Below are 21871 nucleotides of genomic sequence, written 5' to 3' on the forward strand. Positions count from 1 at the left end.
TTCCTGGCACAGATAGGCTGGAATCCGTTCCGGCCCTACGCGCATGACGAGGATAACAATGAACAATAAAGACACCGTGGCTGACCTGATCGCCCAGCGCAAACCCTGGCATTCGCTGCCGGGCGCCCTCTACCAGGATGAAAACGTCTACCGCCAGGACCTCGAACAGATCTGGCACAAGGACTGGATCTTCGCCGGGCACACCTTCGAAATTGCAAAGCCCGGCCAGTACTTCACCCTGCAGATCGGCGATTACCCGGTCGCCGTGGTGCGTGGCAAGGATGGCGAAGTCCGGGCGTTTCACAACGCCTGCCGCCATCGCGGCGCCAAGATCTGCGAACACGAGCACGGCAAGGTCGCGAAGATGGTCTGTCCCTATCACAAGTGGACCTACGAGCTGGACGGCAACCTGCTGTTCGCCGGCAACATGGGCCAGGATTTCGACAAGACCCAATACAACCTCAAGTCCGTGCATTGCGAGATTGTGCACAGCTACATCTATGTCTGCGTCGCCACCAGGGCACCGGACTTCGAAGGCTTTCGCAAGGCCGTCAGCCCGTTCATTGCCCCGCATTATCTGGACCACTGCAAAGTGGCGTTCGAGTCGACCATCATCGAGCAAGGCAACTGGAAACTGGTGTTCGAGAACAACCGCGAGTGCTACCACTGCGACGGCTCCCACCCCGAACTGCTGAAATCCTACGTCGACAACCCGTCCGTGGGCGGCGCCGGCGGCGAGGATGATCCGCACCTGACGGCCTACTGGAACACCTGCGAAAAAGCCGGGTTGCCAAGCCGTCTGGTGATGGACATCAACGGCCAGTACCGCATGACCCGCATCCCGCTGTCGTCCGGGGCCGTCAGCTACACCATGGACGGCAAGCCTGCGGTGAACGGGCGTCTGGACAAGACCGCCGAACCGGACATCGGCGCCCTGCTCTACTTCCACTACCCGTCCACCTGGAACCACTTCCTCGGCGACCATGCGCTGAGCTTCCGGGTGTTGCCGATCAGCGCCACGCAAACCATGGTCACCACCAAATGGCTGGTGCCCGATACGGCGGTGGAAGGCGTGGACTACGACCTTCAACGGCTGACCAAAGTCTGGGTCGCCACCAACGATCAGGACCGCACCCTGGTCGAAGGCACCCAGCGTGGCGTGACGTCCCCGTCCTATGAACCGGGGCCCTACTCGGAAACGGCGGAAACCGGCGTCTGTCAGTTCGATGACTGGTACTGCGCCACGATGATGGACCGGCTCAAGGGCCCGATTCCGTTGAAGTCCGTGGGCTGATTGGCATTCGCGGCAACGCCGGTTTTTTCAGGAGATCTGACGTTGCCGCGTCGCCTGCCAGCAGATCAACGACCCCACAGTCACCAGCACCGCGCCCTGCCAGAACTGCATCTGCAAACTGACGCCCAGCCACAGCGCGGCGAACGCCGACGACAGTACTGGTGCGCCGTAGGACGCGGTGGCCAGCAAGGTCAGATTGCCGCGCAGGATGCCGATGTTCCACAGCGCATATCCGCCGGCCATGGCGATGCCGGTGGCGATCAGTTCCAGGGAGTTGCCCAGGGTGAAGGCGGAAATCTGCTCATTGCTGAAGCCCCACTTCACCCACAGCACAATGGCCGTCAGCACGAAAAACAGCACCACCAGACTCTGCCCGTTGGCGTAGCGCCGCGTGACGTTGCAATACAGCGCAAACGTGATCGCACAAGCCAGCGCCAGGCTGTAACTCAACGGGTTGGAATTGACGTTGGCGATGATCCCCGGCAACGACAGGCCCTGACCGCTGACCACCCAGAGAATGCCAAACAGCGCGAGCGCACTGCCGGGAACGATGAACCAGCGGGTCTTCTGCCCGTTCATGAAGATCGCCAGCACCACGGTCAAGCACGGCCACAGGTAATTGACCACGCCCAGTTCGATGGACTGTTGCCGGTCACTGGCAAACCCCAGCGCCAAAGACAGGCACACCTCATAGGCAACGAACAATGCACTGCCGAGCAGGAGATAGAGTGTTGACGTGGAGCGAAGGCGTGGCCGCCCGAGAAACATCACCAGCAGGATCGCCCCCAGGGTGTAAATCATCGCCGCCCCGCCCAGAGGGCCGAAATGCTCACTGACGCCCCTGATCAACCCGGCGGCAGTGCTCCACAACACAATCGCCAACAACCCGCACGCCGTGGCGGCGCGCTCGCCTCTTATCTGCATCATTGCCTCTGGATCAATATCGCGATTCGACCGCACAGGCTAACGAGGGAAACCGGATCGATACAGCAACTTTTCATCCGGGCAATGAATGCGCTGGGGTTATCGATCCTGTCTTTATCGATCCGGCCTGCGTCCCAACGTCGCAGGCCCGGCACCTTGGCAAACGCCGCACAAGGCTTAAAATCGCGCCTCCTCTTGCAGTCGCCCGACCGGCGCCTGCCCGCAGCCATGACAACCCTCAGGTTTGAACAGCCGGCGACTTTCACGAAGTCAGCCTGGCTCAATCGCCCTGCCCGTTCGGCGGTCGTTTGTCTTCAACACACTTCGGCTTGGCACTCGCATGCGCAGAGGCGCACGTTCCGCTGTTCGATCACTTGAGGTTTTTATGACACCGCGTTTGCTGGCCATGGCGCTGGCGCCCCTGCTCGGGCTGTTCATTGTTGCCCTGGGCAACGGCTTTCTGTCTTCCTTGACCACCCTGCGCCTGGGCGCGGCCGGCGAATCGGCGACGATGATCGGCATCGTGTCCTCGGCCTATTTCATCGGCCTGACGCTCGGTGCGATCTTCAACGACCGGCTGATCCTGCGCATCGGCCATATCCGCGCCTACAGCAGCTTCGCTTCGCTGATCGCCGCGACCATCCTGCTGCAAGGCCTGTTTTATGACACCTGGGGCTGGGTCGTGCTGCGCCTGATCAACGGCTGGGCCACGGTCGGCGTGTTTCTGGTGATCGAGAGTTGGCTGCTGCTGGCCGGTGACGCGAAGATTCGCGGCCGCCTCCTGGCGCTGTACATGATCGTCCTCTACGGCGCCGGGGTACTGGGTCAGGCGTTCTTGGGGAAAATCACCGGGCTGGGCGATACCGCGCCGTTCATGGTCGCCGGCATGCTCGCGACCCTGTCGGTGCTGCCGATCGTGATCCTGCCGCGGGTGTCGCCATTGCTGGAACAGGTCGAACCGCTCAAGCCACGGGCGCTGCTCGGCGTATCGCCCACCGGTCTGGTCGGCTGCTTCGGCTCCGGCGTCACCATCGCGGCGATCTACACCCTGCTGCCGCTGTACCTGCAACGCATCGGCCTGAACGTCGGCGAAGTCGGCAGCATGATGGCCTGGACGGTCCTCGGCGCGATGCTCCTGCAATACCCGGTCGGGCGCTGGTCCGACCGCAAGGATCGCCTGCAAGTGCTGACGGTGCTGTGCGCCGCGTGCACCGTGCTGTCGCTGGTGATCGTGCTGGTGCCGCTGTCCTCGGCCATGCTCGCGGCGATGTTGTTCCTGCTGGGCGGAGGCGTGTTCGCGCTGTACCCGGTCGCGGTCAGCCACGCTGCCGACCGTGCGCCGGTTGAAACGCTGGTACCGATGATTCAGGGCATGCTGCTGATCAACTCGCTGGGCTCGGCGATGAGCCCGCTGCTGATTTCGCCGGCGATGAACGCCCACGGCGAAACTGGCCTGTTCTGGGCCTTCGCCCTGGTCAACCTGGCCATGGTGACGTTCTTCTTCTGGCGCCGGGGCAAGCGTCCGGTGCCGGCCAACCCGGCGCCGTTTGCGGCGGCAGCGACCTTCTCGCCGACCGGCGCCGAGCTGCGGGTGACCGAAGATCTGCGTCAGGCCGCGCAGGACCATCCGCCAATGGTCGATGCGTTGAGTGGCGAAGCAGCGCCAGCAACGGCATCGCGCTACGAAGCCAGTTGAGTTTCTGGCAGGCAATAAAAAACCGGTGACTCTCGTCACCGGTTTTTTTTATTTATCACACAGCAGCCTCTGAATCAGTGCGGAGCCCGAGGAATGGTCTTCATCAGGTCTTCAGGGCTGATATGCCCCACCACACTGCCCGGCTGCGGCAGATTCAGGATGTGGCCCTTCATCTTGCCGATCACGTGCATCTCGCACGGCTTGCAGTCGAACTTCAGGGTCAGCACTTCATCGCCGTGGATCAGCTGCATCGGCGCGACTTTAGTTTTCACGCCGGTCACGCCTTTGGCCTGTTTCGGGCACAGGTTGAAGGAGAACCGCAGGCAGTGCTTGGTGATCATCACCGGCACTTCGCCCTCTTCTTCGTGGGCCTCGTACGCTGCGTCGATCAACTTCACGCCGTGACGGTGGTAGAAGTCGCGAGCCTTCTGGTTGTAGACGTTGGCCAGGAACGACAGATGCGCTTCCGGGTACACCGGCGGTGGCGTGGTCTCGGCCTTGCGCGAACCGCGCGGGTGAGCGGCAACACGGGCGGCGGTCAGCGCTTCGATCACTTCACGGCGCAACGACTTGAGCTGCGAGTTCGGGATGAAGAACGCTTGCGGCGCATCCAGTTTGATCGAGGTCGCGTGGTACTCGGTGGTGCCGAGTTGGCCGAGCAGATCGTGCAAGGTCTCCAACGCCCGTTCCGGCTTGTTGGCGACGCCGAAAGGGCCGTCCAGCGCGACGCTGGCGCTGATGCCCTCTTCGCTGGTCACGGTCAGTTCCAGATGCTCTTCACGCAGCTTCGCCAGCCAGCTCACGCCGATACGACGCTCGGCGGAGGTCTTGAGCAAGGCCTGCTGCCAGTTGTGGTCGAGGTTGCGGTTCAGCGGGTGGTTCGGGCGCAGCTTGTACAGGCCTTCCGGCATTTCGTTCGGCTCGACGCGGTAGCGGTAGCGCTTCTCGCCTTCTTCCTCGAATTCGCCCTTGGCTTCGGCGATGTTGGCGCGGAAACCCACCACTTCGCGCTTGACCAGCACGTTGAGGCCATCGCCGTTGGACAGCGGCTCGTGGGTGATCACTTGCATGTCACGCTTGCCGACTTTCTCGACCGTGCCCACCGCCAGACCGGTGAAGGTCGGCGAATCGAACGCGCCGATGTCGATCTTGCGCTCGCTGACGAAGTAGTCGGTGCTGCCACGGTGGAAGGTCTTTTCCGGGTCCGGCATGAAGAAATGCGCGGTGCGGCCGCTGGAGGCGCGGGCCAGGTCCGGGCGGTCGTTGAGCACGTCGTCGAGGCGCTGGCGGTAATAGGCGGTGATGTTCTTCACATAGCCCATGTCCTTGTAGCGACCTTCGATCTTGAACGAACGCACACCGGCCTCGACCAGCGCGCGGATGTTGGCGCTCTGGTTGTTGTCCTTCATCGACAGCAGGTGTTTTTCGTAGGCGATCACGCCACCCTTTTCGTCTTTCAGGGTGTACGGCAGGCGGCAGGCCTGGGAGCAGTCGCCACGGTTGGCGCTGCGCCCGGTCTGCGCGTGGGAAATGTTGCACTGGCCGGAAAACGCCACGCACAACGCGCCGTGGATGAAGAACTCGATGGCGGCATCGGTTTCATCGGCGATCGCGCGGATTTCCTTGAGGTTCAGTTCACGGGCCAGAACCAGTTGCGAGAAACCGGCCTGATCGAGGAACTTGGCCCGCTCAAGGGTACGGATGTCGGTCTGGGTGCTGGCGTGCAGCTCGATGGGTGGAATGTCCAGTTCCATCACGCCCAGGTCCTGGACGATCAGCGCATCGACGCCGGCGTCGTACAACTGATGGATCAGCTTGCGTGCCGGCTCCAGTTCGTTGTCGTGCAGGATGGTGTTGATGGTGGTGAAGATGCGCGCGTGATAGCGACGGGCAAATTCCACCAGTTCGGCGATTTCGCTCACCTCGTTGCACGCATTGTGGCGCGCACCGAAGCTCGGGCCGCCGATGTACACCGCGTCGGCGCCATGCAGGATGGCCTCGCGGGCGATGGCCACGTCACGGGCGGGGCTGAGCAGTTCCAGGTGATGTTTGGGCAAGGACATATATAGTTTTTAGTCAGGCTGTCACGGTCGAGGCGCGCATTGTAGCCGCGAAACGCGTGGGCGGCACGCCTGTGCTGCCGGGTGGCAGCCCTGCTCAGGGCAGAACTGCCAAACCAAACCGCAAACTCAGGCCTTGGCGGCCATCGCGGTGACTTCCACCTTCATCCCTTCAACCGCCAGCGCCGCCACGCCAACCGCCGCACGCACCGGCCAAGGCTTGGCGAAGAAGCGCTTGTACACCTCGTTGAACGCAGCGCGATCAGCCATGTCGGTCAGGTAAATGGTCAGGTGCAGCACGCGGTCCATCGAACTGCCGGCCTTTTCCAGAGCCACTTTCAGCGCCTGCAACGTGCATTCGCTTTGCGCGGTGACGTCGCCCAGTTCCAGGCTGCCATCGGCACGGGTCGGGATCTGGGTCGACATCAGGATGCCGTTGAATTCGGTCACGTCCGAAGAGATCGAGTCTGCATCCGGGTCCGGGGTGTAGGTGATGTCTTGGTTGGCCATGGGAAAGTCCTTCGCTGGCAGTGAGGACGGCGCCATCGCGCGCCGTTTCGGGCGGCCAGTTTACAGACACGGCGGCGGGTTTGAAGCCATGGTGGTTTTCGGGGTGGTTTCTGACGGATGTTTCAGTGTGTTTTGTTGGCCGCCAAACACGTTTCGATGCGTGTGTTTAAAGACACCTGAAGTTACGCGCAATTGCCCACAAATCCTTGCGCCAGAGCCTACGGCTACGCCAGAATCCGCCGGCTTGTGCGCCTTGGGGTCGGCCGGTAACTTGGATCGGGTCACTGATTCGCAGTGATCGGGTTTAGCAGCCCGGACAGGATGGACTTACGGTTGCATTGGCATCATCAGTCAGGTATTCACCTGCGCTTGATGGTAGCTGTGTGCATGGCATCTTCGGGTGCGCCGGGTTTGGTCTTCCTTCCGGTCTGCTAACTTGCGCACAGCTGCCACCCCCTTCGTTTAGCAGCGAACAGGTTGCGGCTCTACTTTAAAAGGAAGATCGCATGTTCAAAGCAACTCCAAATCCCCCGGTCACCGAACCGGCCAGCATCACCGACCCAACCTCCCCCTACGAATGCCCTGACTCCAAGAAATTCAACGAAGCCGCCAACCGCGCCCTCGACTACCACCTCGGCCCGATGACAGCCCACATGATGGCCGCGCCCTACTCCCCCAACCGCCTCTACCAGGCCAACCCGGCCAGCAACAACGAATCCCTGCTCGCCGACGCCGTCGAAACCCTCGGATCGGCCAACGTCATGCTGCACAACTTCGCCGACCTGCTCCAGGGCCCCCACCGCAAGACCGCGCAGGGGATTGCGCAGGTTGTGATGCTGGCGGAGCTGGCGGTGAATCGGGTGTTGGATAAAGTTGTGCCGACGGAATAATCCGTAGCTACAGGACTCATTTCACTGCTATTTAGGGGGACGGTTTAAAAACAGTTCCCCCTATTATTCCTTTGGCTCCAGCGAACTCACCGCGACAAAACTGTTGTAGCGTCCAAGTATGCAAAAGTCGTAGCGGGAGGGGGGTCAGTTAAATCATCTGCGGGAACATAGATAGCCTGTACTGACGTAATGCTACCCTTACGACTAATAGATCCCATCTCTAACACCTGCACTTTATATTTGCGTTGAATTACAGCCTTGACACTGTCAGGCGTCGCCCCCTCAGGCAAGTCCGTGACCAAAAGCGTTTTAGTAGCCATTGCCGCGCCTCCTTGAATTCCATTAATAGATCCGTGCCCTTTGCACTCTGTTCTTAGCTCTTAAGAACTTGAGCCAAAATCATACTTGCGCTTCCACCTCTGCAAATCCACTGTCAGAAATGCCAGTTTTTTATATTCATTGGAAATTGCAGCCATCACTGTTTCTTCTTTTCGCTGGCAGCCCGCCCCCCTCCCCCAACTGGATATCCCCCCAATCCCAATTATGCTCAAAGAAACCCCGCCCTCCCGCGAGGTCGAGAGTCTGTGCACGCTCCACGAACCACCTGCTCCAGCACCAGCCAAAGGCCACGGGTACGCGACGTTGATGAAGTGCTCCGGCCTATAACAACAAGCACGACGGAGAACACCCATGGCCGTACTCGACAGCATGTCCACCGGCAGTGCGCCGCATCCGCACCACAGTGTCAGCAAGGAGGAGCGCAAGGTCATCTTCGCGTCGTCCCTCGGCACGGTCTTCGAGTGGTACGACTTTTACCTCTACGGCTCGCTCGCCGCGATCATCGCCAAGCACTTCTTTGCCGGGGTCAACGAGACCACCTCCTTCATCTTCGCCCTGCTCGCCTTCGCCGCCGGTTTTGCGGTGCGGCCGTTCGGGGCGGTGGTGTTCGGGCGGCTGGGTGACATGATCGGGCGTAAGCACACGTTTCTGATCACGATTGTGATCATGGGTGTGTCGACGGCGATTGTGGGGTTCCTGCCGGGTTACGCGACCATCGGGGTCGCGGCGCCGATCATTCTGATTACCCTGCGGCTGCTGCAAGGTCTGGCGCTGGGTGGTGAATACGGCGGCGCGGCGACGTATGTGGCCGAGCATGCGCCGAAGGGCAAGCGCGGGTATTTCACTTCGTGGATTCAGACCACCGCGACACTGGGGCTGTTTCTGTCGCTGCTGGTGATTCTGGCCTGCCGCACCGCGTTGGGCACCGAGGCGTTCGAGGCCTGGGGCTGGCGGATTCCGTTCCTGCTGTCGATCCTGCTGCTGGCGGTGTCGGTGTACATCCGTCTGCAACTGAACGAGTCGCCGGTGTTCATGAAAATGAAGGCCGAAGGCAAGGCGTCGAAGGCGCCGCTGACCGAGTCCTTCGCCCGTTGGGACAACCTGAAAATCGTGATCATGGCCCTGCTCGGCGGCACCGCAGGGCAAGCGGTGGTCTGGTACACCGGGCAGTTCTACGCGCTGTTTTTCCTGCTGCAAACCCTGAAAATCGACCCGCAGACCGCCAATCTGCTGATCGCCGGCTCACTGCTGATCGGTACGCCGTTCTTTGTGATTTTCGGCAGCCTGTCCGATCGCATCGGGCGCAAGGGCATCATCATGGCCGGGTGCATTCTGGCGGCGGTGACCTACTTCCCGATCTTCCATGCGCTGACCCAGTACGGTAACCCCGACGTCTTCATCGCTCAGGAAAAGAACCCGGTCAAAGTGGTCGCCAGCCCTGACCAGTGCTCGTTCCAGTTCGATCCGGTGGGCAAGGCCAGATTCACCAGTTCCTGCGACCTGGCGAAAACCATCCTGGCCAAACGGGCGATCCCGTACGAAAACGTGGTGGCGGAACCGGGCACCGTGGCCCAGGTGCGCATTGGCGACAAGGTCATCGAAAGTTTCGAAGGCACTGCCATGCCGGCCGCCGACTTCAAGACTCGCAACGACGCTTTCACCGCCAGCCTAGGCACTGCGCTGAAAGAAGCCGGTTACCCGGAAAAGGCTGATCCGGCCAAGACCAATTACCCGATGGTGCTGCTCCTGCTGACCGTGCTGGTGATCTACGTAACCATGGTTTACGGCCCGATTGCGGCATGGCTGGTCGAGTTGTTCCCGGCGCGTATCCGCTACACCTCGATGTCGCTGCCCTACCACATCGGCAACGGCTGGTTCGGCGGGTTCCTGCCGACCGTGGCATTCGCCATGGTTGCGGCCACCGGGGACATCTACTACGGCCTGTGGTACCCGATTGTCATCGCGGTGATGACGGCGATTCTCGGCATCTTCTTCATGCCGGAAACCAAGGATCGCGACATCCATCACACCTGAAACCGGGGCGGCCCTTTTTCCTCGAGAGAGGGCCGCCGCTCGTTTCAACGCACGTTGCGATACAGCATCAGCCGTGCGCTTTCGTGCAGCCCCCGGGTCAGCTCGACCAGCCGTTGAAACTCCTCGGGATGCGCGTCGGCGACGTTCTCCAGCGGTGTCGCCGATTTCAGGTCATGCAACGTCGGCGCGCTGCCATCGTGTTGCATTTGCAGCAAGTGATCCTTGGTCACCCCGCCGATCAGCGGGAACGTCCCTTCGCGCAACACCAGCGGCACCACCCGCTCGCCTTCGGGCGCCGGTTGCTGCAGGTCGCGGCCCATGGCGCCGCTCTCGAAAGCCACGCCGGCCATGCCCGCCACCGTTGGCAGCAGATCGGCAAGCCCCACCGCCTCTTCGATCACCTTCGGCTTGAGCAGCCCCGGCGCATGAATCAGCATCGGCACATGGTTGCTTTCCAGCCCCAGTTGTTCGAACGCCGCCGGCATGTGCGGGATGCGGCTGATGCGCGTGTTGTGGTCGCCGAAGAACACAAAAATCGTGTTGTCGTAATAGCCGCCGGCCTTGGCCAGTTCCATCAGGCGACCGATATTGAAGTCCAGCAGCCGCACCGCGTTGTATTGCTCGACGCTGCGTGAGCCGGCGTTTTGCACCTGCTCCAGCGACAGATTGCTGACCTCGAAGCCGTCGTTGTCTTTGGGGATGGTAAACGGCCTGTGATTGCCGGAGGTTTGCACGTAGGCGAAGAACGGTTTGTCCTTGGGCAGTGCGCGCAAGATCTCATCGCCTTCCTTGAACAGGTCCAGATCGGAAATCCCCCACACATCCACCCGAGGCGAACGCCAGTCGCGCTCTTCGTAGAGGCGCACACCGTCGATGCTTTGCTGGATCAGCGCGTTGATGTTGGCCCAACCGGCGTTGCCGCCGATCATGTAGAGCTTCTGGTAGTCGGTGAAGGCATTGATCAGCGTGTGCTGGTTGGTGATCAGCGGATGACGGGTTGCGGTCTCCTGACGGGTGACGTCGGGGACGCCGGTGATGCTTGCCCACACGGTTTTCGCGGTGCCGGTGACCGGGACGTAGAAGTGTTTGAAAAACCAGCTCTCGTTTGCCAGCCGATCTAGATTGGGCGTCGGATTTAACGGGTTTCCGTATGCGCCCACCGCGCTGGTGCCCAAAGATTCAAGCATCACGAACATCACATTCGGCGCTCGCTCCGCCGCGACGTTGTAGGGCTGCACGGATTGCCGGCGTTCGAACGCCAGGCTTTGCACATCCGGACGATCCACCCCCAGATAACGGGAAATCACCGGGTAATGCGCCCGCACCTGCGCCTCGTCGAACTGCGCCTGCCCGGCCTTGAGCGTGTCGTAGAGGAACAGCACCGGATTGAGGCCCACGGCGGCGATCTGTCCGTTGCCGGAAAAGAACGCATCGCTCCAGCGCAGCGGCACCGGGTTTTCCAGGTTGAGCTTGTCGACCCTGCCCAACAACGCCAGCAGGACGGCCACCACGACGAGCCCTGCGCCCACGGCGACTGAGCTGCGGCGGATCAATTGAGGTTCACGGGCCAGGGTCAACCGTTCAAGGCGCACAAAACCGTAGAACCACAGCGCCAGAACCGCGAGCCAGCCCAACGCAATCCAGATCACCGGATAGGTTTCCCAAACCATCTGCTGCGAGATCTGCGCATCGTCCAGATAACGCAGCACCGTGGCGTTGATGCGCACGCCGAGGTAGGCGTAATGGCCGAAATCGATGATGTACACCAGACCGATCAGACCCAACGCCAGCAGCAGATAAATCCGGGCCACGCCACGCAATACCGGCAGCGTGGTCAGATTCCAGCGCGGCAGCCACGCCAGCACCGCCAATGGCAGCACCAGCAACAGCGCCAGCCTCAGGTCGAAGCGAAAGCCGATGCCCAGGGTTTGCAGCCATTGCGGGTCGGCAAAGAACTGCGCGGCACCCACCCCGGAGAACCCGATCAAAAACACCAGCCGCAGCAAAGCAAACAACAAAAACGCCAAACCTGTCGCGCCCACGCCATAGCGCAGGCGACGCGATTGCAACCACCCCATCGTTTACCTCTGTGTTGTTCGTTCGGATTGCAGGTGTTGCCACGCTGCTTTGGCGAGTAATGCGAAACCGGCAATCAGGCAATAACCCGCCAGCAAAGGGTCGATCAGGTAATCCCAGTAGTTTTCCGAAGGCTTGAGGCGCAGTGCGAATGCCAACGTGGCCAGTGCCAGCATCGCTACACCCAGCGAGTTACGCAGCCACAACAGCACCAGAGTCGCCAGCCCGACAACCACGATCATCGGCCGTGGATTGAAGCCCCAACGGTATGGATCGACATAAGTCAGGCCCATCGTCGCCGGATACAACAGCGCCGTCAGCACCACGAAAAGTCCCAGAATCTGGCCCCGTGTCAGCGGTTTCAGTTGAGGAACCACGCCGAGGCGCAATAACGCGGCCCAGCCAAGAAACACCAGCGTGGTAATCGCCAGATCATCGGTAAAGCTGCGCACATACGCCGCCAGCGGCAGGCCGCCCAGCGGAATGAAGCTGACCAGCGCCAGCGCCGGCAACAGCCACGGGCGCCAGCGTTGGGTGAATTGAAAGGAACCCAGCAGAACAAAACCGAGCAGGATGAAACTCAAATGGGCTTGCCAGAGAAACAGCATCACAGGCGCTCCGCCAGCCAGGCATCGTTGAAGCTGACATGTTTAATGAAGGTGTTGTTCCAGGAATAAACCAGGTGATACAGACCATCGCTGCCACGGCTGAAATACGGGTATTCGTACTCGAATTCACAGCCTTCGGGCTTGCACACGCGGTAGTCGAGGTTGCTCAGGAAACGCTGCTCCAGCGGCAAACGCTGCGCGCCGCTGGAGGCGCGAAAGCCTTCGCCGATGATTGCCTTGTAGGCCTCGGGCGCAAACGGCTGGCCGAGGGGATCGGGGGACTGGTCAAGTTCGATCACGTTGCGCCAGTCGTTGAGGTTGGCATCGGTGCCGTACAGGCTGAGCTTGAAGCGACCGTCGCGCAGGTCATTGAGCGCCACCAGCAAACCGTCATCAGCCGTGCCCACCGCCGCCAGCGACGAGTTGGGGTTGGCCGGTTCCAGCGGATAGGGTTCGCTCCAGGTCTGCCCGGCGTCTTCGGTGCGGCTGGCCAGCACCTTGTGATGGGTTTCACCGGCATAACGCAGCATCGCCACGGCGCGGCGTTCGTCCTGCGGCACGATGGTCGGTTGCAACGAATGCTTGCCCCGGCTGATGCGGAATTTGTCGATCACCGCGCCATCCGCGCTCAGGTACAGGTACTCGGCGAACTTGCCCATGAACTCGTGATACACCGGCAGCCCAATCGAACCATCGGCATGGAACACCGGCGCAGCGCGCACCAGCGTGCTGATGTTGAAGAACGGCGAGGTGATCAGCTGTCGCGGCGCCGTCCAGTTGCGCCCCAGGTCATTGGAGACCATCACGTTGATCGCACTGGTGGCCCAGCCGCCCACGGATACCGAGACATAGAACATCCACAAACGCTGATCCGGCGCGAGGGCAATCACCGGATTACCGAGTTTGCGGATGTAGCGCTGGGTGCCGGCGACGGTGGATTCGCGGGTGGCCAACACCTGTTCGGCGCCCCACTCCGCCGTTTTGGCGTCGTAGCGCGCGGTGCGGATCTGCACGTCGGCGGCGCCTTCGCGGGAGCCGGCGAACCACACGGCCATCAGGTCGCCGCCGGGCAGCGCGGTGAGCGAAGACGAGTGCACGAAATCATCCAGTTCCGAGGACACGAAACGGCTGCTGTACATCGGCTCGGCCGCATTGGCCGAAGCCTGAGCGGCAGGCGTTTCAACCGCGAACGGCGCCAGCACATGCTCCGGGTGACTGCGCCACGCCGCGATAAAAATCAGGCTCACGACAAGACCGGCGACGATGAATCTCAAACGAAAGGACAAGGCACGCATAGGCAGCTCATGGCAGTTACGAGATGGCAAACCATCGAAAGGACATCCCTGTCACGGGCCCGGATCGTCCGGCAAACGGCGCCGGCGCCCGGTGAGCATCGACAACGGCAGGTTGTCGCGCACTTGAACACTTTCAAACAGCGCCGCCGCGATGTGCACGATGACCAGCGCCAACAAGGCATCGGCGGCGGTTTCGTGGACTTGCAGCGGCCAGTCGGCGCCCCACAGGGCATCGACTTCTTCCATGGCCCAGCCACTGACGCCGACCGTCAGCAGCGCCAGCAGCATCGAGATCATCACCAGCGCACCGATCGGCGAATGCCCGAGACGATGCTCGGGCCGCCCGGCGATCAGCGACCGGGCATGGGCCGCGAGCCTTGACGGCGTCGGCCAGAAGTCCGACCAGCGCGCACTGCGCGGCCCGACGAATCCCCACACCAGACGCACCAGCAGCCAGCCCATGGCGTAATAACCGAGCCAGACATGCCAGTCGTCACCGGCTTCATTGAAGAAGTAGTTGGCGGCAAAGACCCCGGCGATGGACAGGTGAAACACCCGCACCACCGGGTCCCAGAGGCGCAGGGACTCGCGTGGCATCAGCCCTTGATCTCGGTTTTCACCGCTTTGCCGCTGACCGGGTCGTGGTAGATCTCGACCTTGCGCTTGTCCTTGTCGAAGCCGTAGATCTCGTAGCAGTTGCCGTCGGTGACCTTGAACTTGCTGATTTCGTAACCCTGGGATTTCAGCTGTTCCTGAAACGCCTTCTGGTCCTGCCACTGCGAACGTTCGGCCGTGGTGCATTGCGGGCCGGCGACGGCCAGGGGGCTGGCGACAATCAGGGACAACAGCACAAGTTTGCGCATGGAAGCACTCTCGCTGGATGGGAAAGGCCTCACTGTGCAAAACCAAGCTTAACGAAAGCTTAGTTGGCAACGAGTCGTAACATCTTCGCCAGCACAGGGGCTGCCACGGCAGCCAGGCGAGCGGCATGATGCCGCCGGACACGCGCCCGATTTCCCACAGAGAAAATGACATGCGCCTACTTCTGGTCGAAGATGACCGCGCCCTCGGCCAGGGCATCCGCGTCGCCCTGAGCAATGAGGGTTACACCCTCGACTGGTTGCAGGATGGCGTCAGCGCGCTGCATGCGTTGCGCAGCGAAAGCTTCGATCTGTTGCTGCTCGACCTCGGCCTGCCAAGGCTCGACGGCCTGGCGCTGCTGCAACAATTGCGCGCCAGCCAGCATGATTTGCCGGTGCTGATCCTCACCGCCCGCGACGGCACCGCCGAACGCATCGCCGGGCTGGACGCCGGCGCTGACGATTATCTGGTAAAGCCGTTCGATGTCGATGAGCTCAAGGCGCGCATCCGTGCCTTGCTGCGGCGCAGTCAGGGCCGTGCGCAACCGGTGCTGGAACACGCCGGCGTCTGCCTCGACCCGATCAGCCAGCAAGTCACCTGGCGCGGCAGCACGGTGGTGGTCACGCCGATGGAATATCAACTGTTGCATCAACTGATGGCCCGCCCCGGCAAGGTTGTCACCCGCGAGCGCCTGTCGCGCACCTTGTACGGCTGGCAGGAACGGGTCGAAAGCAACACCCTGGAAGTGCTGATCCATAACCTGCGCAAGAAGCTTTCCGCCGAGTTGATCCGCACCGTGCGCGGCGTGGGTTACGTCGTGGAGCTCAAGCCATGAACTCGATTCGCGCGCGGATTCTGCTGCCGGTGCTGTTTCTGGTGTTGCTCGGCGATGTGCTGATCAGCTGGGCAGTGTTGCGCTACAGCCACCACGAAATCGAAGAAATCTACGACGCTCAACTGGCGCAAAGCGCTCGCCTGCTGCAAGGCGTGCTGGCCCAGCGCGCACCCGGCGACAACGATTGGGAGCGCCTGCATCAGGCCTTCGACGAGGCGATGAGCCGGGACGGTGACGGCGATGGCGAGGCGGCGCATCCCTACGAGACGCGGCTGACCTTTCAGGTCTGGCGCAATGACGGCCAGTTGCTGATGCGCTCGGCCGAAGCGCCGATTCTGGATGCACCGCCCGCCACCCTCGGCGCCCATGACCTGATGGAGAACGGTCGCGACTGGTGCGCCTTCCTGCTCCAGGACCCACGCCAAGGCCTGTTGATCTGGGTCGGTGAACGCGACGACATCCGCCAGGACCTGATCACCCGCATCGTCGGCCATACCCTGTGGCCGAGCCTGATCGGCGTGCCGCTGCTGACCATTTTGATCTGGCTGGCCATCGGCTGGGGTTTGCAGCCGTTGCGGGCCATGGCCCAATCGATTCGCGGCCGTGACACCGATACCCTGAAACCCCTGCACCTGAGCCCCCTGCCCCAGGATCTGGAACCGATGCAGACCGCGCTCAACAGCCTGTTGCAACAGATCGACAACCTGCTGGCCCGTGAGCGACGCTTTATCGCCGATGCCGCCCACGAGCTGCGCACGCCGCTGGCGATCCTGCGGATTCATGCGCAGAACGCGCAGTTGGCCAACACCCCGCAACAACGGGAGGAAGCGCTGGAGTTTCTGGTCAGCGCCGTGGACCGCGCCACGCGTATCGCCAGCCAGTTGCTGACCATGGCGCGCATCGAACCGCGTCTGGCATCCCCGCAAAACGCCCGCGTCGAACTGACCGCACTGGTGCGCGAGGAACTGGCCGAGCTGACACCGCTGGCCCTGGAAAAAGACGTCGAACTGATCCTCGACAGCGATCATCACTGCCCGGTCGACACCGATCCGGTGGCGTTGGCCATCGCTCTGCAAAATCTGGTAACCAATGCGCTGAACTTCGCCCCGCCCGGCAGCGAGGTGCGAGTTCAGGTGCAGCCACAGGCCTGCGGTTCGGTGTCGATCAGCGTCGAAGATGCCGGCCCCGGCATCGATGAGCAGCAATATGCGCGGTTGTTCGAACGCTTCTACAGCGAGGGTCACGCCAATGGTGCGGGTCTGGGATTGGCCATCGTGCAGATGATCGTAAGCAAGATCGGCAGCACCTTGCAGCTGTACAACCGGCCTGAAGGCGGGCTGTGCGCCGAATTACGAATCCCTCCGGGATCCCCGGAAACCGCGCAAAGCATTTAACGAAATTTTCATGTTTGCCTGCCTATGATCCGGGCCTTCGTTGGGGAGTAACCTGCTTCCGAGCCCCTCGGACGCGTTCGTATCAACATATTCGGCAACATGCCGTGGTGCGAACACCTTCTGGTTGGTGAGACCGACGACACATCCATGCCGAAAGTCGGGCGTGTGGTTGTGTCGTTGACTCATGGCCCGACTGGAAGTATTGCCCGTGAATCCTGTTTCCCTGATCTTCCTCGCACTCGCCATGTCCACGGATGCCTTCGCGGCCGCCATCGGCAAGGGCTCCAGCCTGCACAAACCACGCCTGACCGAAGCCCTGCGCACCGGTCTGATCTTCGGCGTCATCGAAGCGATCACCCCGGTCATCGGCTGGTTCATCGGCCAGGCCGCCACCCGCTGGGTCGAAAGCTGGGACCACTGGATCGCCTTCACCCTGCTGGTCGCGCTCGGTCTGCACATGATCTACAACGGCCTCAAGCATGAGGAAGCCGAAGAAGAAAAACCGGGGCAGCACTCGTTCTTCATTCTCGCGGTCACCGCCGTGGCCACCAGCATTGACGCCCTGGCCGTCGGCGTCGGTCTGGCGTTTGTCGATGTGAACATCTGGGTGGCCGCTGGCGCCATTGGCCTGGCGACCATGACCATGGTCACCATTGGCGTGATGCTCGGTCGGGTGCTGGGTACCGTGGTCGGCAAACGCGCGGAAATCGTCGGCGGCGTGGTGCTGATGATCGTCGGTGCGACGATTCTCTACGAACACCTTTCGGCCTGATCCTGAATGCCGGTGTCAGGGTGTTTGCCAACGCCCCGGCACCGGCGCAGAGCTCAACGCGCCGCCCGATGGCGCGTCGATTTGTTCCAGGCTCAGGTGCGCGGTTTCCCTGAGGAAGAACGAGCAGACCGCGACGATCCCCAACGCCACCGCCCCGTACACCGCAACGCCAAACGCGTCGTGGTTGTTGGCAATCAGAATGGCCGTGGCCGCACTCGATGCCGTCCCGCCACCCAACGCGGCACCGATCTGGTACGCCGCCGACATCCCCGAATAACGCATGTCCCGTGGGAACTGCTCGGCCAGGAACGCCGGGATCGGCCCCTGCGTTGCGCCCATGAACGCACCGATCACGATGTAGGCGAACGTCGATACCAACAGGCTTTTCAGCCCCACCAACGGGAAAAACACGAAGAACCCGGCTGCCATGATGAATGCCCCGAGGATCATCACCTTGCGCCGGCCAATGCGGTCGGAGAGCAAGGCAAACAACGGTGCGGTGATGACGATGGCAACCGATAACGCGATGTCGAAAATCAGCGCATCGGTGCTGCCATAACCCAGTTGCGTGGCGTAGGACAGAAAGAACGTGCTGCCGATATACGCGATGGTGACGTAGCCAAACGCGATGCCGGTACACAGCAACATGGCCCGAGGTCGTGCGCGCAATGCTTCGATCAACGGCATGCGCCCGTGTCCCTTCGACTCGCCCAGCGACTGGGCCGGTTTCTGCAACCGCGCATACAGCCCGACCAGCACCAGCACGCCGCCAAGCCAGAACGGAATGCGCCAGGCAAACCCGGCAAGGTCATCGTTCGCCGCCACGCTGACCACGGCAAACACCGCTGAGCCGAGAATCCCGCCAATGCCGATGCCCATGCTGGTGAAGCTGCCCCACAACCCTCGACGCCCCACGGGTGCCGATTCGATGCCGAACAGCGCGGCCCCGCCCCACTCGCCCCCGGCGGCAAATCCCTGCACCAGTCGCAACAGCACCAGCAACGCCGGCGCGCCTGCGCCGATTGTTGCGTAACCCGGCAGGCAGCCGATCAGGAAGGTGCTGAGGCCCATCAACAGCAAAGTGATCACCAGCATTTTTTGCCGGCCGAGTTTGTCGCCGTAATGCCCGAACACCATGCCGCCCAACGGCCGGGCGAAGAACCCCGCGCCGAACGCGCCAAAGGCTACGAGCGTCGCGGTGAGCGGGTCCATCTGCGGGAAAAACACCTTGGGGAACACCAGCGCGGCGGCGGTGCCGTAGATCACGAAGTCATAGAACTCCAGGGCGGTGCCCATCCCGGAGACGAAGAAGGTTCTCAGCGCCGACGGTGAACCCGCCGTGCGTTTAGGGTGACTGGCCATGTGGGGTGCTCCTCTTGTTGTTGTTTTTCGGGGCGTTGCTGCAAGGGTTTCAGAAGCGCTGGTAACCGTTGCGAGCCAGCTGTTTCGGGTTGCCGGCGGCGAATTCGAGCACACAGGATTCGGTGTCGATGCCAATGGTCAGCAAGGTTTCCCAGCGTTCGGTGGCCGGCATGCTCAGGTCGGGATGGAAGCAGATCGGCGCCTCTTCGCCGGCCGCGCCGCACATGGCATCGGCCCGGCGCACGAGGTCGCCCTCGGTCATGCCGTTCAGCAAGGCGTTGACGTGATCGATGCGCGCGTAGGTGGTCGAGGCGTCCGGCGTGCGTTCGCCAGTGCTCAGCTCCGGGTCAAGGAAATGGTTGGTGTGGGTGATCCAGCCTTCGGCGTCCGGCAGCACCACGGCAGTGGCGGCAGGTGACATTTCGATGCTGCAGGCGCGGATTTTCGAGTCTTCGCGAGCGAACACCGTCAGCACCGTGGACGCACTGACCCGTGCCGAACGCGCCAGTTCGATGGCCTCATCCACGCTGCGCGCCTGTTCCAGAATTCGCCGCGCAATCGCGTGCACCGGCACCCCGCCGCTGCCGTTGTCGCTGGCATGGTGAAGAATGTTGAAGTGCAGCCCGAGGCCTGCGCTGTTGACGCCGATCTTGCCTAGCATGCCGAACTCGGTGAACAGCTTGACGGTCATCCCGGCATCGGTGGTCAGTTGCAGGATCAGGCCGTTGGGCACCAGCGTGTCGTGCCAGTCCCAGGTCTGGATGGTTTTCGGCGCCTGCGGGCCATGGGGTGCGAACACGGCGGTCGAGCATTCGCCTTCATTCGAGGGCATGACCGCAAGGATTTCGGTGCGGGCGTTCAGGGCCGCGAGTTGCCACAGCGGCAGATCCGCGCCTTCGGCCATGGCGACGATTTCCTCGGCCAGCGCCGGGCTCCAGTCTTCCAGGGCTTTCAGACTGGCTTCGCCGATGGCGCGCACTTGCTGTGGCGGGATATCGAGCTGATTGAAAAAGTCGAGGTACAGCGCAACGGTCTGGCGAATCTGCGCGCTGAACGCATCACCGATCTGGTGCCCACGGGTTTGCGGGTTACGGGTGTCGGTGACGAAGCAATGAAGGTTCACGAAGGGTTTTCCTTTTTGGCGTTGTAATCGGAGTGCGGCTTACGGCTGGCGGCGATAGATTTCGCGGCCGGCGAAGAAGGTATTGAGCACCTGGGTGTCGCGCAGGGCTTCCGGGGCGACCGTGAACACATCGCGGTCGAGCACGATCAGGTCGGCCTGTTTGCCGGGCTTGAGTGAGCCGATCTGATCTTCCAGGCGCAGGACCTTGGCGGCATTGAGGGTGTAGGCCTGGAACATGACCTGGCGGTCGATGTCTTCGGCGGCGTTGAGCACGCCTTTCGGGCCCTTGCGGCTGACAGCCTGGTAAATGGCTTTCCACGGTTCCGGCGTGGTGATCGGCCAGTCGCTGGCGCCGGCGATGGTCGCGCCCTGCTTGAGCAGCGAACGCGCCGGATAGGTGTACATGAAGGCCATGGCGCTGACGTAGGGCTTGACCAGATCCATGCTCGATTCATCGGCACTGGCCCAGTACATCTGCATCGAGGCAATGACATTCAGTGCCTTGAACCGGGCGAATTCTTTCGGGTTGACCATTTGCAGGTGAGTAATGGAATGGGCGATGCCGCTCTGGCGATCCTTGCGCGCCCGTTCGATCCCGTTGAGTGATTCGCGCACCGCGCGGTCGCCGATGGCGTGGATGTGCACCAGCCAGCCACGGGCGTCAGCGGCGCTGACCAATTCGCCAAAGTGCGCCGGATCGATCAGCAGCTCGCCGGACTTTTTCGAGTTCTTGTAAGGCTCCAGCATCGCCGCACTCTGCGCGGGCGATTCGGCCACGCCGTCGGCGAACACCTTGATGCCCGGCAGCGTCAGGTTGTGCACGCCGAGGAACTGCCGGCGGACCTTGTCCAGTTCATCGAGATCCGCTGGAGTGGCCTTCGAATCCGCCATCAGCAACGCAGCGACGTGGGCGGTGAGTTCGCCGTTTTCCGAAAGCGTCTTGTACGTCGGCAGCACACCCAGCGAGTCGTTTTTCACGTCGGCGCCGGGCAGTTCGTTGGCCAGCGGGTCCATCCAACCGGTGATCCCGAGGCTTTTGTAGTAATCCAGCGCGGCGCGACCGCCCGCCAGCAGCGCTTCATCGGTCGGCGGCGGCAACAGGGCCTGAACGGGATAGAGCCCGGCGTCCACCATAAAACCATTCGGCTGCCCGTCCGGATGATGACCGAGGGTGTCTTTCTCTTCGGGCTTGAGCGCCTGGATGCGCGCCGCATCGATGCCGGCGCGTTTGAGCATCGCCTGATTGGCCCAGCCGGTGTGCAGGTCCCAACCCAGCAGCAACAACGGCTGATCGGCCCACTCGCCCTGATTGAAACGCTGCTCCAGCGCGTCGGTCTGGTTCCAGTAAGTCGAGGGCAATCCGCCGACACTGAGGAATTCGCCGCGCCAGGCCTTGCCGTCCTCACGCCATTGGCGCAAGCGCGATTCCAGTTCATCGAGCGGCAGCATCTGCCCGTCGAGATTGGCCTGCAGCATCTGCAGGCCGCCCTTGATCGTGTGGGAGTGAGAGTCGATGAAACCGGGCATCACCACTTTGCCGCCCAGATCGATCAGCCGGGTGTCGGCGGTCTTGAGGCGCAGCACCTGCGCATCCGAGCCGACCGCGACGACCTTGTCACCTTCGATGGCGACGGCCTGCTGCAACGGCTGGCCGGGTTCGGCGGTGTAGATTTTCGCGTTGTGCAGGATCAGGTCGGTGGCCGCCAGACTTTCCAGCGAGGCACAGGCCAGTGCGGACGACACCATCAGGGTCAGAAGCTGCTTCATGAGCGTTCTCGTTATTTTTGTTAGGCTGAGG

General features: G+C 62.0%; 18 protein-coding genes and 1 pseudogene. 7 read left to right on the forward strand and 12 right to left on the reverse strand.

Translation table 11 applies throughout. The features are described from left to right. Window positions 1-58: 58 nt before the first annotated feature. The gene (locus OQ248_RS27125) at window positions 59-1294 is read left to right on the forward strand and encodes an aromatic ring-hydroxylating dioxygenase subunit alpha (protein WP_265814736.1); all 1236 of its coding nucleotides are present in this window, start codon (window positions 59-61) and stop codon (window positions 1292-1294) included. 27 nt (window positions 1295-1321) lie between these two features. Here the strand turns inward: OQ248_RS27125 and yddG are convergent, their stop codons facing one another. Beyond that, the gene (gene yddG / locus OQ248_RS27130; RefSeq protein ID WP_279309479.1) at window positions 1322-2221 is read right to left on the reverse strand and encodes an aromatic amino acid DMT transporter YddG; all 900 of its coding nucleotides are present in this window, start codon (window positions 2219-2221) and stop codon (window positions 1322-1324) included. 382 nt (window positions 2222-2603) lie between these two features. Between yddG and OQ248_RS27135 the strand changes: the two genes are divergently transcribed. Beyond that, window positions 2604-3914 carry an MFS transporter gene (locus OQ248_RS27135; protein ID WP_265814737.1) on the forward strand — a complete coding sequence of 437 codons (1311 nt, stop codon included), beginning with the start codon at window positions 2604-2606 and terminating at the stop codon, window positions 3912-3914. A gap of 74 nt (window positions 3915-3988) precedes the next feature. Here OQ248_RS27135 and OQ248_RS27140 read toward each other — a convergent pair whose 3' ends face one another. Next, entirely contained in the window at window positions 3989-5977 is a 1989-nt protein-coding gene (locus OQ248_RS27140; RefSeq protein ID WP_265814738.1) for a U32 family peptidase, read from the reverse strand. Window positions 5978-6103: 126 nt separating this feature from the next. After that, window positions 6104-6484 carry a RidA family protein gene (locus OQ248_RS27145; protein WP_065261325.1) on the reverse strand — a complete coding sequence of 127 codons (381 nt, stop codon included), beginning with the start codon at window positions 6482-6484 and terminating at the stop codon, window positions 6104-6106. Window positions 6485-6990: 506 nt separating this feature from the next. On the opposite strand from OQ248_RS27145, the gene OQ248_RS27150 reads away from it, so the two are divergent. Further along, window positions 6991-7374, forward strand: coding sequence for a DUF6124 family protein (locus OQ248_RS27150; RefSeq protein WP_265814739.1), 384 nt, complete (start codon window positions 6991-6993; stop codon window positions 7372-7374). A gap of 89 nt (window positions 7375-7463) precedes the next feature. On the opposite strand, the pseudogene OQ248_RS27155 reads toward OQ248_RS27150, so the two are convergent. Further along, window positions 7464-7607, reverse strand: a pseudogene (locus tag OQ248_RS27155) (F0F1 ATP synthase subunit beta); the annotation flags it as partial. Between the two features lie 457 nt (window positions 7608-8064). On the opposite strand from OQ248_RS27155, the gene OQ248_RS27160 reads away from it, so the two are divergent. After that, window positions 8065-9747, forward strand: coding sequence for an MFS transporter (locus tag OQ248_RS27160; RefSeq protein WP_265814740.1), 1683 nt, complete (start codon window positions 8065-8067; stop codon window positions 9745-9747). Between the two features lie 44 nt (window positions 9748-9791). Here OQ248_RS27160 and OQ248_RS27165 read toward each other — a convergent pair whose 3' ends face one another. From OQ248_RS27165 to OQ248_RS27185, 5 genes are read right to left on the reverse strand one after another with little or no spacing between them, the layout of a single operon-like run. Then, window positions 9792-11825: an LTA synthase family protein gene (locus OQ248_RS27165; protein WP_265814741.1), complete on the reverse strand. Its 2034-nt coding sequence runs from the start codon at window positions 11823-11825 to the stop codon at window positions 9792-9794. 3 nt (window positions 11826-11828) lie between these two features. Beyond that, a complete protein-coding gene (locus OQ248_RS27170; protein ID WP_265814742.1) occupies window positions 11829-12431 on the reverse strand; it encodes a hypothetical protein in 603 nt (200 codons plus the stop codon). Beyond that, window positions 12431-13726, reverse strand: coding sequence for a sialidase family protein (locus OQ248_RS27175; RefSeq protein WP_265814743.1), 1296 nt, complete (start codon window positions 13724-13726; stop codon window positions 12431-12433). The genes OQ248_RS27170 and OQ248_RS27175 overlap by 1 nt, the downstream gene beginning before the upstream one ends. Window positions 13727-13777: 51 nt before the next feature. Further along, the gene (locus tag OQ248_RS27180; protein ID WP_265814744.1) at window positions 13778-14323 is read right to left on the reverse strand and encodes a cytochrome b/b6 domain-containing protein; all 546 of its coding nucleotides are present in this window, start codon (window positions 14321-14323) and stop codon (window positions 13778-13780) included. Beyond that, window positions 14323-14589: a PepSY domain-containing protein gene (locus tag OQ248_RS27185; RefSeq protein WP_114882494.1), complete on the reverse strand. Its 267-nt coding sequence runs from the start codon at window positions 14587-14589 to the stop codon at window positions 14323-14325. Before OQ248_RS27185 ends, OQ248_RS27180 begins: the two co-directional genes overlap by 1 nt. Before the next feature lie 170 nt (window positions 14590-14759). Here OQ248_RS27185 and OQ248_RS27190 point away from each other — a divergent pair, with 170 nt between their 5' ends. The 3 genes from OQ248_RS27190 (at window position 14760) to mntP (ending at window position 17588) form a co-directional block, all read left to right on the forward strand. Next, on the forward strand, window positions 14760-15422 hold the full coding sequence (locus OQ248_RS27190; protein WP_119429240.1) for a response regulator: 663 nt from the start codon (window positions 14760-14762) through the stop codon (window positions 15420-15422). Then, on the forward strand, window positions 15419-16816 hold the full coding sequence (locus OQ248_RS27195; protein ID WP_265814745.1) for an ATP-binding protein: 1398 nt from the start codon (window positions 15419-15421) through the stop codon (window positions 16814-16816). Before OQ248_RS27190 ends, OQ248_RS27195 begins: the two co-directional genes overlap by 4 nt. Window positions 16817-17024: 208 nt before the next feature. Beyond that, window positions 17025-17588 carry a manganese efflux pump MntP gene (mntP, locus tag OQ248_RS27200; protein ID WP_119429096.1) on the forward strand — a complete coding sequence of 188 codons (564 nt, stop codon included), beginning with the start codon at window positions 17025-17027 and terminating at the stop codon, window positions 17586-17588. Window positions 17589-17603: 15 nt separating this feature from the next. On the opposite strand, the gene OQ248_RS27205 is transcribed toward mntP, so the two are convergent. Genes OQ248_RS27205 through OQ248_RS27215 form a run of 3 tightly spaced genes read right to left on the reverse strand, consistent with a single transcriptional unit; the run spans window position 17604 to window position 21840 of the window. Continuing rightward, the gene (locus OQ248_RS27205) at window positions 17604-18950 is read right to left on the reverse strand and encodes an MFS transporter (RefSeq protein ID WP_265814746.1); all 1347 of its coding nucleotides are present in this window, start codon (window positions 18948-18950) and stop codon (window positions 17604-17606) included. A 49-nt stretch (window positions 18951-18999) separates the two neighbouring features. Continuing rightward, window positions 19000-20073, reverse strand: a complete 1074-nt coding sequence (locus OQ248_RS27210; protein WP_265814747.1) for a C45 family peptidase — start codon at window positions 20071-20073, stop codon at window positions 19000-19002. A gap of 39 nt (window positions 20074-20112) precedes the next feature. After that, window positions 20113-21840: an amidohydrolase gene (locus OQ248_RS27215; RefSeq protein ID WP_265814748.1), complete on the reverse strand. Its 1728-nt coding sequence runs from the start codon at window positions 21838-21840 to the stop codon at window positions 20113-20115. Window positions 21841-21871: the final 31 nt, after the last annotated feature.

Origin of the sequence: Pseudomonas sp. COW5 (assembly GCF_026240005.1) — a bacterium.
In the GTDB taxonomy this organism is placed as follows: domain Bacteria; phylum Pseudomonadota; class Gammaproteobacteria; order Pseudomonadales; family Pseudomonadaceae; genus Aquipseudomonas; species Aquipseudomonas kribbensis.